Origin of the sequence: Sphingopyxis sp. (assembly GCF_051861155.1) — a bacterium.
Lineage (GTDB): Bacteria > Pseudomonadota > Alphaproteobacteria > Sphingomonadales > Sphingomonadaceae > Sphingopyxis.
Map to the genome: position 1 here is coordinate 328,380 of NZ_JBHYDE010000003.1, position 16,883 is coordinate 345,262.

The 16,883-nt window shown below is 65.8% G+C and carries 18 protein-coding genes; 5 read left to right on the plus strand and 13 right to left on the minus strand.

Features of this window, described 5'->3' with window-relative positions:
* The first annotated feature begins 84 nt into the window (after positions 1-84).
* Both ACTIFP_RS07655 and ACTIFP_RS07660 read left to right on the plus strand, forming a co-directional pair.
* Positions 85-819, plus strand: a complete 735-nt coding sequence (locus tag ACTIFP_RS07655; RefSeq protein WP_439568116.1) for a response regulator — start codon at positions 85-87, stop codon at positions 817-819.
* Positions 816-2,165, plus strand: coding sequence for a sensor histidine kinase (locus tag ACTIFP_RS07660; RefSeq protein ID WP_439568117.1), 1,350 nt, complete (start codon positions 816-818; stop codon positions 2,163-2,165). The genes ACTIFP_RS07655 and ACTIFP_RS07660 overlap by 4 nt, the downstream gene beginning before the upstream one ends.
* Here the strand turns inward: ACTIFP_RS07660 and ACTIFP_RS07665 are convergent.
* The 7 genes from ACTIFP_RS07665 to ACTIFP_RS07695 all read right to left on the minus strand — a co-directional run bounded on the left by ACTIFP_RS07665 (position 2,162) and on the right by ACTIFP_RS07695 (position 7,374).
* Positions 2,162-2,968, minus strand: coding sequence for an acyl-CoA thioesterase (locus ACTIFP_RS07665; RefSeq protein WP_439568118.1), 807 nt, complete (start codon positions 2,966-2,968; stop codon positions 2,162-2,164). The two genes, ACTIFP_RS07660 and ACTIFP_RS07665, sit on opposite strands and share 4 nt — an antisense overlap.
* Before the next feature lie 131 nt (positions 2,969-3,099).
* Positions 3,100-4,269, minus strand: a complete 1,170-nt coding sequence (locus ACTIFP_RS07670; RefSeq protein ID WP_439568119.1) for a saccharopine dehydrogenase family protein — start codon at positions 4,267-4,269, stop codon at positions 3,100-3,102.
* A gap of 92 nt (positions 4,270-4,361) precedes the next feature.
* Positions 4,362-4,874: a DoxX family protein gene (locus ACTIFP_RS07675; RefSeq protein WP_439568120.1), complete on the minus strand. Its 513-nt coding sequence runs from the start codon at positions 4,872-4,874 to the stop codon at positions 4,362-4,364.
* A 71-nt stretch (positions 4,875-4,945) separates the two neighbouring features.
* A complete protein-coding gene (dcd, locus tag ACTIFP_RS07680) occupies positions 4,946-5,500 on the minus strand; it encodes a dCTP deaminase (RefSeq protein ID WP_093512738.1) in 555 nt (184 codons plus the stop codon).
* A gap of 174 nt (positions 5,501-5,674) precedes the next feature.
* Entirely contained in the window at positions 5,675-6,121 is a 447-nt protein-coding gene (locus ACTIFP_RS07685) for a cytidine deaminase (RefSeq protein WP_439568121.1), read from the minus strand.
* Positions 6,118-6,873 carry a glycoside hydrolase family 25 protein gene (locus ACTIFP_RS07690; protein WP_439568122.1) on the minus strand — a complete coding sequence of 252 codons (756 nt, stop codon included), beginning with the start codon at positions 6,871-6,873 and terminating at the stop codon, positions 6,118-6,120. The genes ACTIFP_RS07685 and ACTIFP_RS07690 overlap by 4 nt, the downstream gene beginning before the upstream one ends.
* Positions 6,874-6,876: 3 nt before the next feature.
* Positions 6,877-7,374 carry a UPF0262 family protein gene (locus ACTIFP_RS07695; protein ID WP_310084397.1) on the minus strand — a complete coding sequence of 166 codons (498 nt, stop codon included), beginning with the start codon at positions 7,372-7,374 and terminating at the stop codon, positions 6,877-6,879.
* A 234-nt stretch (positions 7,375-7,608) separates the two neighbouring features.
* Between ACTIFP_RS07695 and ACTIFP_RS07700 the strand changes: the two genes are divergently transcribed.
* Positions 7,609-9,108, plus strand: a complete 1,500-nt coding sequence (locus ACTIFP_RS07700) for a replicative DNA helicase (RefSeq protein WP_439568123.1) — start codon at positions 7,609-7,611, stop codon at positions 9,106-9,108.
* Positions 9,109-9,144: 36 nt separating this feature from the next.
* Here ACTIFP_RS07700 and ACTIFP_RS07705 read toward each other — a convergent pair whose 3' ends face one another.
* From ACTIFP_RS07705 to astD, 6 genes are all read right to left on the minus strand, one after another.
* A complete protein-coding gene (locus ACTIFP_RS07705) occupies positions 9,145-9,948 on the minus strand; it encodes a phosphoadenylyl-sulfate reductase (protein ID WP_439568124.1) in 804 nt (267 codons plus the stop codon).
* Positions 9,941-10,354: a DUF934 domain-containing protein gene (locus ACTIFP_RS07710; RefSeq protein ID WP_439568125.1), complete on the minus strand. Its 414-nt coding sequence runs from the start codon at positions 10,352-10,354 to the stop codon at positions 9,941-9,943. Before ACTIFP_RS07710 ends, ACTIFP_RS07705 begins: the two co-directional genes overlap by 8 nt.
* Positions 10,347-11,978, minus strand: coding sequence for a nitrite/sulfite reductase (locus ACTIFP_RS07715; RefSeq protein WP_439568126.1), 1,632 nt, complete (start codon positions 11,976-11,978; stop codon positions 10,347-10,349). Before ACTIFP_RS07715 ends, ACTIFP_RS07710 begins: the two co-directional genes overlap by 8 nt.
* Position 11,979: 1 nt before the next feature.
* Positions 11,980-12,276: a DUF2849 domain-containing protein gene (locus tag ACTIFP_RS07720; RefSeq protein ID WP_439568127.1), complete on the minus strand. Its 297-nt coding sequence runs from the start codon at positions 12,274-12,276 to the stop codon at positions 11,980-11,982.
* Complete coding sequence (cobA, locus tag ACTIFP_RS07725) at positions 12,273-13,061, minus strand: uroporphyrinogen-III C-methyltransferase (RefSeq protein WP_439568128.1); 789 nt, start codon at positions 13,059-13,061, stop codon at positions 12,273-12,275. Before cobA ends, ACTIFP_RS07720 begins: the two co-directional genes overlap by 4 nt.
* A gap of 182 nt (positions 13,062-13,243) precedes the next feature.
* Positions 13,244-14,689 carry a succinylglutamate-semialdehyde dehydrogenase gene (astD, locus tag ACTIFP_RS07730; RefSeq protein WP_439568129.1) on the minus strand — a complete coding sequence of 482 codons (1,446 nt, stop codon included), beginning with the start codon at positions 14,687-14,689 and terminating at the stop codon, positions 13,244-13,246.
* A gap of 157 nt (positions 14,690-14,846) precedes the next feature.
* On the opposite strand from astD, the gene ACTIFP_RS07735 reads away from it, so the two are divergent.
* Complete coding sequence (locus ACTIFP_RS07735; RefSeq protein WP_439568130.1) at positions 14,847-15,737, plus strand: alpha/beta fold hydrolase; 891 nt, start codon at positions 14,847-14,849, stop codon at positions 15,735-15,737.
* Positions 15,734-16,876, plus strand: coding sequence for a glycosyltransferase family 4 protein (locus tag ACTIFP_RS07740; protein WP_439568131.1), 1,143 nt, complete (start codon positions 15,734-15,736; stop codon positions 16,874-16,876). Before ACTIFP_RS07735 ends, ACTIFP_RS07740 begins: the two co-directional genes overlap by 4 nt.
* Positions 16,877-16,883 lie beyond the last annotated feature (7 nt).

Here is a 16,883-nt window from a genome sequence, read left to right on the forward strand (position 1 = left end):
ATTGCCTTTGCCGCTGGTCCCTGCCAGCTATCGCCCATCGGCCCTTCGGCCGGTGGGCGAACCAGCATTTCCAATGGATCGACGATGGCCGACACCGATTCCCCGCGCATCCTGCTGATCGACGACGAGCCGTCGATCCGTGAGCCGCTGACCGAATATCTGGCGGCGCAGGGCTTTGCGGTGACCGCCGCGGCGAGCGCCGCCGAGGCGCGATCGGTGCTGCGCGCGCAATCGGTCGACCTGGTCGTCAGCGACATCATGATGCCCGGCGAGGACGGCTTGTCATTGACCCGCCATTTGCGCGAGGCGAGCAGTATTCCCGTCATTCTGCTGACCGCGCGCGCCGAGGATACCGAACGGATCGTCGGGCTGGAGATCGGCGCCGACGATTATGTCGTCAAACCGTTCAACCCGCGCGAGCTGGTCGCGCGCATCCGCACCGTGCTGCGGCGGACGCAGCAGGGCGGGCGGATGCTCGACCCCGGCGGCACCAGCTATGCCTTTGCCGACTGGGTGCTCCGCGAAGTCGAGCGGGTGCTGGTCGACAGCGATGGTAACGAGGTCGCACTATCGTCGGGCGAATATCATCTGCTCCATGCGCTGGTACGCCATCCGCGGCAGGTGATGAGCCGCGACCGGCTGCTCGATCTGGTGCGCGGGCGCGAGGCCGATATTTTCGACCGCGCGATCGACAACCTGGTCAGCCGCCTCCGCAAGAAGATCGAGATCGACGCAGCGCATCCGCAGATCGTCAAGACGGTGTGGGGCGGCGGCTATACGCTGGCGTGCGAAGTGAAGCGGATGGGACCGGCAGCGTGAAAATCCGCCTGTGGCCCCGCAGCCTGATCGGCCAGCTGGTCTTTGCCGTCGCGCTGATGCTGTTCGTCGCACAGGCGATCAATTTCGCGCTGCTGGTGCGCGGGCAGAAACAGCAGACTTTGGCGCATGGCGGCGGCATGGCGGTGGCGCGGATTATCGATGCGGTCGATCGCGACCGACGCGGCGATTTCCGCGGAGCGCCCGACCCGCGTCGCAGCGCCCACGACGAGCGCGAAAACCCCAGGAAGCTGGTGATTTCGGATCGCCCGGTTGCCGTCCCGACCGGGGCGGTGCGATTGCCCGAACTCTCTGATTATGTTGCCGATCTGTTGAACGAAGCCGATATGCAGGCACAGGCGGTCGACGCCTGGGCGCTGCCACAGCGCCCCCGGCTGCGACCCAATTTCCCCGGCCGCACGGTGATCGTGTCGGCGAAGATCGACAATCGCTACATTGCGGTGCGCAGCCGGATCCAGACCGGCGGCAATCGCCTGCAGGGATTTCTGGTCTGGCAAACGCTGTCGCTCTACCTGTTACTGCTTATTCCGATCATGGTCATTGCCTGGCGCGCCGCCGCGCCGCTGCGCGACCTGACGCGCGCAGCCCGGTCCAATCCGGCGCTGCGCGATGCGACCCCGATCGAGGAGGAAGGGCCATCGGACGTTCGCGACCTGATCATTGCCTTCAACGCCTATCGCGGCCGGATTGCGACGATGCTGTCGGACAAGGATCGCATGCTCGGCGCGGTCGGTCACGACTTACGGACGCCGCTTGCCAGCCTGCGGGTGCGGGTTGAGCAAGTCGATGACGACGCGCTGCGCGACAAGATGGTCGCCTCGATCGAGGAAATGGCGGCGATGCTGACCGATATATTGGCGCTCGCGCGATCGGGGGCGGGGACCGAGGCGCGCGAGCCGGTGGCGCTGCGCGGGCTGGTCGAGGAACTCGCCGCCGATTATCGCGAGCGCGGCAAGGATGTGACGGTCGCCGCCGCCGCCGATGCCGCCGTGATGGCGCGCCCATTGCTGCTGCGCCGCGCGCTGCGCAATCTGATCGACAATGCGGCGACCTATGGTGTGTGTGCCCGCCTGTCGGTCGAACGCGCCGCGGGCGAGGTGCGGATCATCGTGTCGGATGACGGCCCCGGCCTGACCGATGAGCAGATCCGGACGTTGATCGAGCCCTTTGCACGGGGCGAAGGCTCGCGCAACCGCGCGACCGGCGGGTCGGGCCTGGGCCTGTCGATCGCGCGCGACATTGCGGAGGGCGAGGGCGGGACGCTGACCTTGGTCAATCGCGCCGACTGTGGGCTGGACGCGGTGATGGCGTTGCCGACCGCGACCTAAGCGTAAATCGCGATCGCCTGGCTGCCGCTGAGCACCGGTTCGCCGGTGCGGTTCCACAACATCATGTCCTGCACCGACAGCCCGTGGCGGGCAAAGCCGGTCTTGGCCGACAGCAGCCACCAGCCGTCGTCGGTTTGCGGATCGCCGGTCAGCATGTTGACGGTCCAGTTCATCGAGCTGATCGGGCCGAATTCGCTGAACAGCGCCATCGCGGCGGGGGGCAGGGCGTCGCCCATCGCGAGCAGCGCGACCGCGGGGTGGCAGGCGGGTTCCTCGACAAAGCGCACCCACGTCAGATATTCGCCGACCTCGCTTTTCCACGCAAAGCGCGGTCCGGTCGTCGGGCGCATGTCGAAATGGCGCACGAACGATGGCCGCGCGTGATGGTCGGGCACCGGGGCGAGCGTTTCGGGCGCTGGGCAGTCGGGCATCGACAGGCGGTTGTGATCGAGGTGGCTCGGACGATCGGGCGAGAACGCAAACATCGCGGCGGTGCCGAAACCGGCGTCGCTCGATACCCCCGCCTCGACAAACAGCGACGATTTCGACTGGCGCAGGACGCGGGTGTTCACGGTGCAATCGCCGCCGACCGGGCCGACGAAGCTGATCTGGGCATAACGCAGCGGCGTGTCGGTGGGGTGGAGCGCCATCGTTCCCGCCAGCGCGACCGCCGAGCTGATCCCGCCATAAGCGGTGCGGCCCTGCATCCAGCCGTCGTCGATATGCGCCTTCGCCACGCCGCCTTCGGTACGCAGCGTCGAAAGCAGCGCGTCGAGCGCGCTGGGGGAGGTTTGGTCGGTCATTTGGGTTCTGTTCTTTTCATTGGATCCAACAACGCCGTTCGCCCTGAGCTTGTCGAAGGGCCGTTCTTTCTTTTTCCGGCAGAGAGGGAAAGAACAGTGCTTCGAAAGGCTCAGCACGAACGGACAAGGGGTCAGCCCTCGATCTGGAAGGTCAGTCCGGCATGTTCGGTCAGCCGCGCGATCAGCGCGTCGCCGAGCAAGGCGCCCGGGGTCCACACCCCGCCGTCGCCCTTGTTCGCGAGCAGCGCGATGCCGGTTTCGGCCAGCATCTTTGACGTCGAGCCATAGCCGGGATCGCGGTCGCCCTGGACACTGGCACGAACGGTGGTGCCGTCGGGATATTCGCCGATGAACAATATGTCGTAAAAGCCGTTTTCGCGCTCTTCCTGGCTCGGCCCTTCGCCGGGTTTGAGCTTGGATTCGCCGAACGGGTTGGCCTTTGCCATTGCTTCGGCCATCGCTTTGCCGGCGTCGCCGATCGTCGTCATGACCATCTCGTCATAGACCAGATCGGCGCCCCAGGTGTGGCCGAGCAGGAAGTTGGTGCGGTGGACATTCTTGGTGTTGATCGGCGCCATGACAAAGGGCGCGGTCCAGGTGCCGGTGGCGCTGTCATATTCGGGGATCAGCCCGGTCGGCTGCGACGGCCCCTCGAACCCGGGGGTCAGCGCAAAGCTGGATTTGAGGAGCAGCGCGAGCGAGGGCTTTTTGGCGATCGCCTTCAACGTCTCTGTCAGGCTGGCGATGGTGCCGCCCGATGCGCCGCCCGCCATCTTGCGGACGCGGCCCTTGACCCGCGGCGCGGGTTTGCCATGGCGCTTCACCGCTTCGGCTTGCAGGAAATGGACGCCAAGGTCGAACGGGATCGAATCGAAGCCGCAGCTGAAGGTGATCCGCGCGCCCGACGCTTTGGCCGCATCCTGATGCGCGTCGATCATCTCGCGCATCCAGCCCGGTTCGCCGCACAGATCGGCGTAGGCGGTGCCCGCCTGGACGCAGGCAGCGACCAGTTCGCTGCCGTACAGCTGATAAGGGCCGACGGTGGTCAGGATAACGTGCGTGCGCGCCGCCATGGCGTCGAGGGTCGCGGGATCGCTGGCGTCGGCGACGACCAACGGCGTATCGACGGGCGCGCCGATCAGGTCGCGCACTTCGGCGAGCTTGGCGGCGCTGCGCCCCGCCATCGCCCATTTCGGCGCGTCCTTGCGGCTCGCATAATGTGCGGCAAGATATTCGGCGACGAGCCGACCGGTGAACCCGGTGGCGCCATAGACGATGATGTCAAATTCCCGGCTGGCCATGAAAGCCTCCCCTTACGTAAACGTAAAGGGAGGCTAGCGCAGCGCGGGGCCGATGCCAAGCGCGAAGCGTCGGAGCACCGGTGAAGTGTGAGTCAGCGACGCCAGAAGGGCCGCTTTTCGACCACCACGGGCGCGCCGACCGCCTCGGCGCGGCCTTCGGCGCGCGCGGCGCGCAGCTCGGCTTCCGCCGCATGCTGCTGCGCCTTGTGCGCTGTCAGCTCGTCGCGGCGACGCTGGCGCAGTGCGTCATAGCTCCAGCGGGTATGGCCGTAGCCGAACAGGCTGAGCAGGCCGCCCGCGATCGCGAGATTCTTCATCGCCGCCATGGCTTGCACGGGATCGGTAAATTCGCGGTGGAAGAACAGGATCGTCGCGAGGACGAAGCCCGCGAGCAGGATCGACCACAGCCGCACCGCGATGCCGAGCGCGATACACACCCCGGCGACGAGTTCGAACAATCCGGTCGGGATCGCGAGCCCGCCGGGCAGCCCCGCGGCGGCAATCATGGCGGTGGTGTCGTTGACGTGGATCAGCTTGTTGATCCCCGACACGATAAAAATCACGGCGATGAACAGGCGCCCGATAAAAACGGCAATCATGGACATGCGTCTATCCTCCAAACGATGCCCCATCCGCTTGTCCTGTCAGGACGCGCGGGGCGGGTGGAGGTTCCGCGTCAAAGCTTGGGCAGCGTGACGCCCTTTTGCCCCATATATTTGCCCGCGCGGTCGGCGTAGCTCGTCTCGCACGGCTCGTTGCCCTGGAGGAACAGGAACTGGCACGCGCCCTCATTGGCGTAAATCTTGGCGGGCAGGGGGGTGGTGTTGGAAAACTCCAGCGTCACATGACCCTCCCAGCCGGGCTCGAGCGGGGTGACGTTGACGATGATGCCGCAGCGCGCATAGGTCGATTTGCCGAGGCAAATGACCAGCACGTCGCGCGGTATCCGGAAATATTCGACGGTGCGGGCGAGCGCGAAGCTGTTCGGCGGGATGATGCAGACGTCGGTTTCGCGGTCGACGAAATTCTTGGGATCAAAATCCTTGGGATCGACGATCGTCGAATCGACGTTGGTGAAGATCTTGAACTCGGGCGCGACGCGCGCGTCATAGCCGTAGGACGACAGGCCATAGCTGATGCACCCGTCGCGGCGCTGCGCCTCGACAAACGGTTCGATCATGCCCTGCGTCTGGGCGGCTTCGCGAATCCAGCGATCGGAAAGAATGGCCATGCCGCTGTTTGTCGGCGTGCGCAGATTCGCGCAAGCGGTCAGTCGACGATATTCCTGCGCCCCTGCGAAGGCAGGGGCCCATCACCCAAGCTCTCGCCCTTCGCCACCGCGCCGCCGTGATGCCACGGTCGGAGATGGGCCCCTGCCTTCGCAGGGGCACGGTGCAGCGGGAATTCAGACTAGCCCCAGATCCTTCGGCCCAAAGGCGGCGGGCAGCAGCTCGCTGAGTTTGTAGGTCTTGACCAACGTCCCGTCGCCCGACGCGCAATGGACGAGGATGTCTGCCTGCGATCGCTCGGCGGCTTCGTTCAATATCTGGCGGCAGCGCCCGCACGGGTTGACCGGGTCGCTGCCCAGCAGCGCGTCGCCGTCGGGACGGCCGCCGATGATCGCGACTTCGGCAAGCTCGCCGATCCAGCCCTCGTTGGCGATCTTGGCGACCGCGGCGGTCTCGGCGCAGAGGGTCAGGCCATAGCTGGCGTTTTCGACATTCGCCCCGGTGACGACATCGCCGTTCTTGAGCAGCAGCGCCGCGCCGACGTGAAAGCCCGAATAGGGTGCATAGGCGCGGCTCGCGGCATCGCGGGCGGCGGCAATCAGTTCGTCACGGGCTTCGGTCATCGCGAGTCTCCTTCGGGGCGGACGACGTTCCACCCGACGGTGCCATCGGCCCCCGACAGGCGGACATAATCATTCGCCTGCCACATCGCCCAGGGGTGCGCGGCGTAATCGGGTTCGAAAAAATCGCGGCGCAGCCAGATGGTGCGCGCGATGCCTTTGGTCACCTGATAGTCGCTCTCGAACGCCGGGCCGGGCGCGATCAGGCTGCGCTTGCCCATATGCGCCTCGATCTGCGCCAGAAAGGTCGCGAGTTCGGACAATAGCAGCGCGCGGGTGGGGCGGTCGGGGCAGCGATCATCATAGTCGAGCCACACCACCGCGGGCAGCGCGTCGGCGCGGCGCGGAACGTGGCGGATGAAATTGGCCGCCTGGTCGGTCGCCAGCTGGCACAGGCTGTAACGGTGGATCGCACCGGTCTGCACCCCCGCCTCGCGCGCCGCGGCCATGTTGCGGGCGAATTTGGCGTCGATGCCGCGGGTGCCATCGGTCCCCATGACATAGGCAAAATCGGCGCCTGCGGCCTTGATCGATCCCCATTGGACGTCGCCATTGCCCGCGTCGATCGTCACCCCCTGCGTCGGATAGAGAGCCCGGTCGGGGATCCATCGCGCCGCCCACCACAGCGACAGGCCCGCCGCGAGCAGCGTCAGCACGATCGCCGCGCCGATGCGTCGCAGCAGGCGCGCGACCGCGGCGCGCCAATTGCTGCCCAGGCTGGCCGGACCCTTGCGTTTGATGGCCCCCGTCGCCACGCGTCAACCCTTGATGTGCAAGACGCAGATCAGCGTGAACAGCCGTCTCGCCGTGTCGAAATCGACCGCGATCTTGCCGTCGAGCCGGTCCATCAGCATCTCGGCCGCCTCGTTATGCAGGCCGCGGCGTGCCATATCGACGGTTTCGATCTGCTGCGCGGTCGAAGTCTTGATCGCCTGATAATAAGAGTCGCAAATTGCAAAATAGTCGCGGATCGGGCGGCGGAAACGCCCCAGCCCCAAGATGATCGCTTCGAGCGGCGAGCCGTCTTCGCGCGAGATTTCAAAGATCAGCCGCCCTTCCTCGACGCGCAGCATCAGGCGGTAAGGACCGGCATAGCCATCGGGGTGGCCGCGTTGCGGCACGAATTTATTATCCTCGATCAGGTCGAAGATCGCGACGCGGCGTTCCTGTTCAACATCGGGGTTGCGCCAGACGATCGAACCCTCGTCGAGTTCGACCGAAATGATGCGCTGTCGGGAAGGGTCTGCGTCGGCCATACTGCCTGTGCTTCTACTTGGCGCGGGGCGAAGGGCAAGGGGGCGTAAAGATCCCCCTGCTCCCGTTCGTGTCGAGCGAAGTCGAGACACGCGAAGACGTGCGCGACCCAACGTGTCTCGACTTCGCTCGACACGAACGGAATTTCGGACTTATCCCCAGATGCCTCCACGGCGGCGCAGAAAGGAATCGCCTGGCCGGTTGCGCCTCGCGCAGCGACAGAGCATGAAGCGACCATGTTAGATGTTGTCCGCCTCTCTCCGTCGGCGTCCGCCGGCGACGAACGCCAATTGCCGCGCAATATCGAGGCCGAGGCTGCGTTTCTCGGCGCGATCCTGATCGACAACCGAGTCGTCGAGGATCTGCCGGTGGCGCTCACACCCGATCATTTCTTTGAGCCGCTGCACGGCCGGATTTTCCAGCAGGCGATGGCGCTGATCGAGCGCAACAGCATCGCGACCCCGGTGACGCTGAAGCCGTTTTTTGACAGCGACGAAGCAATGAAGGCGGTCGGCGGCCCGGGCTATCTCGCGCAGCTGACCGGCAGCGGCGCCGGCCTGATCGGCGCGCGCGATTTTGCGCGACAGATTTTCGACCTCGCGCTGCTGCGCGAACTGGTCGGGGTTGGCCGGGTGCTCGTCGACAATGCGCTCGACACCAGCGAACGCGTTGATCCGCAGTCGCAGATCGAGGAAGCCGAAACCGCGCTGTATCGCGTCGCGGGCGGCGAGGCCGAGATGGGGACGGTCAAAAGCTTTAGCCAGGCGTCCAAGATGGCGCTCGACGGGGCCGAGCGCGCGCTCAATTCGGGCGGTCACCTGTCGGGCGTTACCACCGGTCTTTCCAGCATGAATGCCAAGATCGGCGGCATGCACAATTCCGACTTGATGATCCTGGCGGGGCGTCCGGGTATGGGCAAGACCTCGCTTGCCACCAACATCGCCTATAATGCGGCCGAGCGGTTCCGCCGCGACGAAGGCGACGGCATCCCGCCCGAAAAGAATATGGGCGCCAAGGTCGCGTTCTTCAGCCTGGAAATGTCCGCCGACCAGCTTGCGACCCGCGTGCTCGCCGAACAGTCGGAAGTGTCGGGCGAAGCGCTGCGCATGGGTAAGATCAGCAAGGAACAGTTTCAAAAGCTGTCGCGCGCGGCGCAGCAGCTTCAGACGCTGCCGCTGTTCATCGACGACACGCCGGGGTTGACCATCGCGGGCCTGCGAACGCGCGCGCGGCGCTTGCAGCGGCGGCACGGCATCGGTCTGATCATCGTCGACTATCTGCAGCTGCTTCAGGGAACGTCAAAAGCGGGCGACAACCGCGTGCAGGAAATTTCGGAAATTTCGCGCGGTTTAAAGACGCTGGCGAAGGAATTGAACGTCCCGGTGATGGCGCTGTCGCAGCTTAGCCGCGCGGTCGAGCAGCGCGAGGACAAGCGCCCGCTGCTGTCGGACTTGCGCGAATCAGGCTCGATCGAACAGGACGCCGATATGGTGATGTTCGTGTTCCGCGAAGATTATTACCTCGCCGCGCAGGAACCCGACCAGAATGATACGAAGCTGCAACAGGCCTATGTGGACTGGCACGAAAAAATGGAGCGCGTCCATGGAACGGCGGAGCTGATCATCGCCAAGCAGCGCCATGGTTCGACCGGTCGGATAAGGTTGCGGTTCGAATCGCATATCACGAAATTCAGCGACCTTGCCGACAATGGCATGGCGTATGAGGATTATGAGTAGCTGCCGTCGTCATCCCTCGCCGGGGTGACGCAAGGGTCAGAATGCCGGATCGTTCGCCGGGTCGTCACCGATCGGCGACACCGTTTCGTGGATGCCGCATTCGGTCTTGTCCCAGCCGCGCCAGCGACCCGAGCGGGGATCTTCGCCCGGCTGAACCTTTGACGTGCACGGCGAGCAGCCAATCGACGGATAGCCTTGGGCCTCCAGCGGGTGGCGCGGCAGGTCGTGCGCGTCGAAATAGGCGTCGAGATCGGCGCGCGTCCAGTTTGCGAGCGGATTGAATTTCAAACGGCCGGTCGTGCCATCGAGCTCGAAGCGCGGCAGGCCCTGTCGCGTCGATGACTGGAAGCCCTTGCGCCCGGTGATCGACGCATCGAAATCGGCGAGCGCCTTTTCGAGCGGTTTGACCTTGCGGATTTCGCAGCAGCCGTCGGGGTCATAGGACCAGCGCAATTCGGTTGCGTCCTTGGCCGCGAGATCGTCGGTGTCGGGGGTCAGGTTGACGATATTGAGCCCGAGCCGAGCGGCGAGGATGTCGCGATAGGCCAAAGTTTCGGGGAAATGCTTGCCGGTGTCGAGAAACAGCACCGGCATGTCGGGCGCGACCTGGGCCACCAGATGCAGCAGCACGGCGCTTTCGGCGCCAAAGCTGGAGACGATCGCGGTGTCGCCGAGCAGGCCCGCGCCGATGACGCTGGCGACCACCTCGGCGGCGTCCTGACCGCGGAACAGATTGTTCAGGCGGATCACGTCGGCGTCGGTGAAACGCGGCGCAACGTCGATACGATCGCGGGTGCGGTCTTCGCGGCCTGTGGCGGGAGAGGCCTTCACGTCAGCCATGCCTCAGCTTCCAGATCGGCACCGCAGCGTCGGCGGCGGTTTGATAATGTTCGGGCCAGCGGCTGAGCGCGGCCTCGACATCGGCGGGATTGAGCGATTTTTCGGGTGCGAAGCTGTCGAAACCGCAGCGTTTCAGATAGGCGATCTGGTCGACCAGCACGTCGCCCTGCGCGCGCAGTTCGCCGGTATAGCCCGCCTCGCGCAGGATGCGCGCCGACGAATAGCCGCGGCCGTCGCGGAATTTCGGAAACGCAACCTCGATCAGCGCGAGCCGATCGAGATGCGGAATCAGCGCGCGCGCGTCCTCATCCGATTCGAGCCGCACCGCGGTCGCGTTCGACTGGTCGAGAAAGGCGTCGAGGGTGACGCAGGGCTCCTCGCCATCGCTGTGCAGATGCTCAACCATAGATCGCCTCCTTGAACGGCGCCATGCCGACGCGGCGGAAGGTGTCGACGAAGCGTTCGCCGTCGGTGCGTTCGCTGAGATATTTGTCCGTGACGCGTTCGATCGCGTCGACGATACCGTCCTCGTCGAAACCGGGGCCGGTGATCGTGCCGAGCGAGACGTCCTCCGCGCCCGAGCCGCCGAGCAGCAGCTGGTAGTTTTCGGTGCCTTTGCGGTCGACGCCCAATATGCCGATATGCCCGGCGTGGTGATGGCCGCAGGCGTTGATGCAGCCCGAAATCTTGAGCTTGAGCTCGCCGAGGTCGCGCTGCCGCGCCGGGTCGGCAAAGCGCTGCGCGATCTTCTGCGCGACCGGGATCGAGCGCGCGTTGGCGAGGCTGCAATAATCGAGCCCGGGGCAGGCGATGATGTCGCTGATCAGGTCGAGGTTCGGCGTCGCGAGACCTGCGCCGTCGAGCGCCTGCCAGATCGCGTAAAGATCGGCCTTGCGGACGTGGGGCAGGACGATGTTCTGCGCGTGGGTGACGCGCAGCTCGTCATGGCTGTATTTCTCGGCGAGGTCGGCCATCAGGTCGATCTGCGCCGAGCTGGCGTCGCCGGGGATGCCGCCGATGGGCTTCAGGCTGATGTTGACGATCGCGTGGCCCGGCACCTTGTGCGCCGCGACATTCTGGTCGACCCAGACTGCGAAATCGGGGTCGCTGCGATCGATCGCATCGGGTGCGCTGGTATCGAGCGGCGGCATGGCGAATTGCGCCGCGATGCGGTCGAATTCGGCCTTGGGCGGATCGATGCCGAGCGACTTCACATGCGCCCATTCGGCATCGACCTGGCGGCGATATTCGTCGGCGCCGAGTTCGTGGATCAGGATCTTGATCCGCGCCTTGTAGATATTGTCGCGGCGGCCATAGCGGTTGTAGACGCGCAGGCACGCCTCGGCGTAGCTCAGCAGATCGTCCAGCGGCACGAAATCCTTGATCAGCGGCGCGATCATCGGGGTGCGGCCCATGCCGCCGCCGACATAGAAAGCGGCACCGTGCACGCCGTCACGCTCGACGATCTGGATGCCGATGTCGTGGAGCCGCATCGCGGCGCGATCTTCGTCGGCGGCGATGACCGCGATCTTGAACTTGCGCGGCAGATAGCTGAATTCGGGGTGAAAGCTCGACCATTGGCGGAGCAGTTCGGCCCACGGACGCGGATCGGTCCGCTCGTCGGCGGCGGCGCCCGCCCACTGGTCGGAGCTGATGTTGCGGATGCAATTGCCGCTGGTCTGGATCGCGTGCATCTCGACCGACGCCAGGTCTTCGAGGATCGCTGGGGCATCCTCCAGCTTGATCCAGTTATACTGGATATTCTGGCGGGTAGTGAAATGGCCGTAATCGCGGTCATATTTGCGCGCGATGTGCGCGAGCAACCGCAACTGACGCCCGTCGAGCGTGCCATAGGGCACTGCGACGCGCAGCATGTAGGCGTGAAGCTGGAGATACAGGCCGTTCATCAGGCGCAGCGGCTTGAACTGATCCTCGGTGATTTCGCCCGCCAGGCGGCGCTTTACCTGATCGGCGAATTCGGCGACGCGTGCGTCGACCATCTGCTGGTCATATTCGTCATATTTATACATATCAGATCACCCAGTCGCCGGCCGCGGGGTCGGCGGGTTTCAATGTCAGGTCGGGGCGCACGGTCGGACCCAATGCGCGGATGCGGTCCTTGATATGCGCGGGGCGCGGGCCGTCGGCGGTGGCTTCGCCCGCGATGATATAGGGCGCATTGACGCGGCGCGCGGCTTCCTCGACCGCAAGGATCGCCTCGCCATGCTCGCCGACGTCCGCGGCGTCCTCGATATGCAGCGACCAGTCGGCGCCGGTCCACCAGGTGACGAAACCTGTTTTCAGGTCGTTGCCCGTGAGCAATTTCATGCAAAATTCCCTAGTTTTTCGGCAACGCCGGGGGCGCCGAGGCAGTCGAGCGCGTCAGCGCGCGCCGCGACCTTGCCGACGATGATCAGCGCCGGACTCTTCACCGCCTCGCGTGCGACAAGGTCGCCAAGATCGGTCAGCAGCGTGCGCAGGACGCGGGCGTCGGCGGTGGTGCCACGCTCGATTACCGCGACGGGGAGGTCCGGCGACACGCCGTCGGCAATCAGCTTGTCGGCAATGGCGTGCGCGGTCGCGAGGCCCATGTAGATGACGAGGGTGCGGCCATGACCCGCGAGCCCCGACCAGTCCTGATCGGACAGATCCTTGCACTGACCGGCCACGAAGCTGACCGCGCTGGCGTCATCGCGATGGGTGAGGGGGAGCCCCGCCTGCGCCGCGCAACCGGCTGCGGCGGTGATGCCGGGGACGACCTCGCACGCGACTCCGGCGGCACGCGCGGCGCCCAGTTCTTCGCCGCCGCGCCCGAAGATGAACGGATCGCCGCCCTTCAGCCGCACGACCTGCTTGCCCGCCCGCGTTTCGCGGACGAGCAGTTCGTTGATCAATTCCTGCTTCATCGTGTGGCGGCTGCGCTGCTTGGCGACGCTGATCCGCTCCACATGCGCCGGGATCAGCGCGAGCACGCCGTCACCGACCAGTCCGTCATGGACGACCAGATCGGCGCTCGCCAGCAACCGCGCCGCGCGCAGCGTCAGCAGATCGGGGTCGCCTGGACCAGCGCCGACCAGCCAGAGCTTGCCAGCCGAGGGGAGAGTCTTTTCCATGCTGGCGAAGATGGTTCACGTACCCGGAAAGCGCAAAGCAGGCTTTGTTGACGGGGGTGTAGGTAAAATTGGGCGTCCAGAACCCGTTTGCCCTGAGCTTGTCGAAGGGCCGTTCTTCCCTTGCGACGTTCACAAGAAGAACGGTGCTTCGACAAGCTCAGCACGAACGGGGAATATAGGGTCTATAAATATTTCTTCGTCACCAGCTGCGACCCTTCGGGATCGCGCAGTCCCACGCCGATCGACGCGCGCATCGCGTCGCTTTCGCTGCTCGCGACCGGATAGGCGCAATAATCGGCGGCGTAAAAGGCGCTGGGGCGGTGATTGCCCGACAGGCCGACGCCGCCAAAAGGCGCGGCCGACGAGGCGCCGTTGGTCGGGCGGTTCCAGTTGATCACCCCGGCGCGGGCATTGGCCCAGAACTGGTCGTACAGCTGCGGCGTCCCGCCGATCAGCGCCGCCGACAGGCCAAAGGCGGTGTTGTTCGCCTCGGCGATCGCCGCCTCGAAACTGTCGACGCGGATCACTTGCAGCAACGGGCCGAACAGCTCGATGTCGGGGCGTTCGGGCATGCCGGTCACGTCGATGATGCCGGGGGTCAGGAACGGGCGCCCGGCGATCGGCCGCGTCATGTGGCGGATCACCTGGCCGCCGTTCGACATCAGGATCAGAAAGCTTTCGGTCAGGTGATCGGCGGCCTCATTGTCGATCACCGGCCCCATATAGGGCGCGGGGTCGGCGTGCGGATGATCGACGATGAGCCGGCCCGCGAGCGTCTTGACCTCTTCAAGCAGCGCGTCGGCCAGGCTGTCACGCACGATCAGCCGCCGCGCATTGCTGCACCGTTGCCCGGCGCTGAGGAACGCCGACTGGACCACCAGGATCGCGGCGGTGCGGATGTCGGCGGTGTCCCACACGACGATCGGATTGTTGCCGCCCATCTCCAGCGCCAGCATCTTGCCCGGCTGGTCGGCGAACTGGCGGTTGAGCGCCAGGCCGGTGCGCGCCGAGCCGGTGAACAGCAGGCCGTCGATGCCCGCATGCCCCGCCAGCGCCTTGCCCGTGTCGGGGCCGCCGACGATCAGGCGCAGCACCGCTTCCGGCACCCCGGCGCTGTGGAACAGTTCGACCAGCTTGGCGCCGACCGCGGGGGTCTTTTCCGACGGTTTGAACAGCACCGAATTGCCCGCGATCAGCGCCGGGACAATATGGCCGTTCGGCAGATGCGCGGGGAAATTATACGGGCCGAGTACCGCGAGCGCGCCATGCGGTTTGTGGCGCACCGCGTTGCGCAGCCCCATCGCGCCTTCGATCCGCCGGTTCGGGGTGCGCTCGGCGTAAGCGGTGACCGAAATATTGACCTTGTTCACCACCGATTCGACCTCGGTGCGCGCTTCCCACAATGGCTTGCCGGTTTCACGCGCGATCAGGTCGGCGAAAACCTCGCCTTCGGCTTTGACCCGATCGGCGAAGCGGCGCAGCGTTTCGGTGCGGAAGGTAACGGGTTTGGCCGCCCATTCGGGCCAGGCGCGCCGCGCGATGTCCACTTCGTCATCGACATGGCTGACCGCGCCGCGCCACAGTTCTTCGCCGGTTGCGGGTTCGAAGGAAAGCAGGGGTTCGCTCATGGTCGATCGGGTCTTATCGGTGAAAGGCGGTGGCGGCAACCTGCGCTGCGGTTTGCTATGACGGATTGCTTGCACCGCGCGGCGTGGTTGGCGATAGACGCAAGCGACTCCAGCGCGCCGGGACGCGCAAGGACATCAGCCAAGGGGATGTGCCATATTGGCCAAGCAGGACAGCCGCCGCGACTGGTCGGACCAATATTGGTGGTCGGGCGACGGTGTGCGGCTGCATGCGCGCGTCTATGCGGGGCCGGAGGGGGCCGGGACGGCGCCACCCGTGCTGTGCATGCCGGGTCTCGCCCGCAACGCCCGCGATTTCGAGCTGCTCGCGCCGCACGTCGCCCGGCACCGCAAGACGATTGTCATCGAATTCCGCGGCCGCGGTGAAAGCGCTTATGCCAAGGATCCGATGACCTATGTGCCGCTGACCTATGTCCAGGATGTCGTCGCGCTGCTCGATGAACTGGGCATCGATCGTTTCGCAACGATCGGCACCTCGCTGGGCGGGCTGGTGTCGATGTTGATGGCGGCGACGCTGCCGGGACGGCTCGTCGGTGCCGTTTTGAACGACGTTGGACCCGAACTGCAAACCGCCGGGCTGGAGCGGATCCGCGATTATATCGGCGCAGGGGGCAGCCAGCCCACGTGGATGCACGCGGCGCGCGCTTATGCCGATCTCAACGGTGCGATCTATCCGCATTTCGGTATCCACGACTGGCTGCGCCTGACCAAGCGCACCCACCGACTGACCCCCGAAGGCCGCATCGTCACCGATTATGACAAGCAAATCGCGGCGCCGCTGCGTACCCCTGGGGGCGAGGCGCCTTTCGACCTCTGGCCGGTCTATCGCGCGCTCGGCGACGGTCCGTTGCTGATCCTGCGCGGCGAACTGTCGGATATTTTGGCGCGGTCGGCGGGCGAGAAGATGGTCGCCGCGCTGCCGTACGCGCGGCTGGTCGAGGTGTCGGGGGTCGGCCACGCGCCGACGATGGACGAACCCGAAGCGGTCGCGGCGATCGACGCCTGGCTGGCGGCGCTGCCCGCCGCGTGACCGGCGCCAAGGCTCCTGTGCGCCTGCTGCACCTGCATTCCAGCTTTTCACTGGGCGGCAAGGAGGCGCGCGCCGTTCGGCTGATGAACCTGATGGGGCCGCGCGCGCGTCACAGCATATTGTCGGCAGTGCCCGATGCGATGGGCGCGCGCGATGCAATCGCCCCGGCGATCGACGTCGAATTTCCGGCTGACGCCCCGCCGCTGCACGGCAAGCCGGGACCGGCGCGCTACCGAAACCTTGCCGCCTATATGCAACAGTTCGACCTGGTGCTCAGCTATAATTGGGGGGCGATGGACGGGGTGATGGCGCACCGCGTCCTGGCGCCGTTCCGCGATTTGCCGCCGCTGATCCACCACGAGGACGGGTTCAACGAGGATGAGAGCGTCCGGCGCAACTGGAAACGCAATGGCTTTCGCCGTCTCGCGCTGCCGACGGCCGAGGCGCTCGTGGTGCCGTCGACGCTGCTCGAACGGATCGCCGCCGACGAATGGCGCGCGCGGCGACGGACGGTGGTGATCCGCAACGGTATCGACACCGCGGCCTATGGCGCCGAACCGTCGGTGGCGATTCCGGGGCTGGAGCGGCGCGCGGGCGAGGTGGTGATCGGCACCGTCGCCGGGCTGCGCAAGGTCAAGGATCTGCCGCGGCTGGTGCGCGCGGTTGCCGCTTTGCCCGCGAACGTCAGGCTGGTCATTGTCGGCGAGGGACCGGAGCGCGCGGCGATTGCCGCCGAAGCGGCGGCGTGCGGGATCGCCGATCGGCTGGTGATGCCGGGGTTCATGGCCCAGCCCGCGTGCTGGATCGGCCATTTCGATTTGCTCGCGCTGTCGTCGCAAAGCGAGCAGGCGCCGATCGCGGTGATCGAGGCGATGGCGGCGGGCCTGCCCGTGGCGAGCCCCGATGTCGGCGATGTCGCGGCGATGGTGGCGCCCGACAACCGGCGCTTTGTCGCCAACGACGAAACGGCTTTTCGCGCTGCCTTGGCTGCACTGGTCGCCGACGGCGAGCTGCGCGCCCGGATCGGCACCGCAAACCGGCGCGTGGCGGCTCAGCGGTTCGATGAATCGACGATGGTCGCGGCGTATCAAAAACTCTATGGTAAAGCGCTCAAAGGCCGCCGCCTGTTTGCGGGTTAGCCAGCCG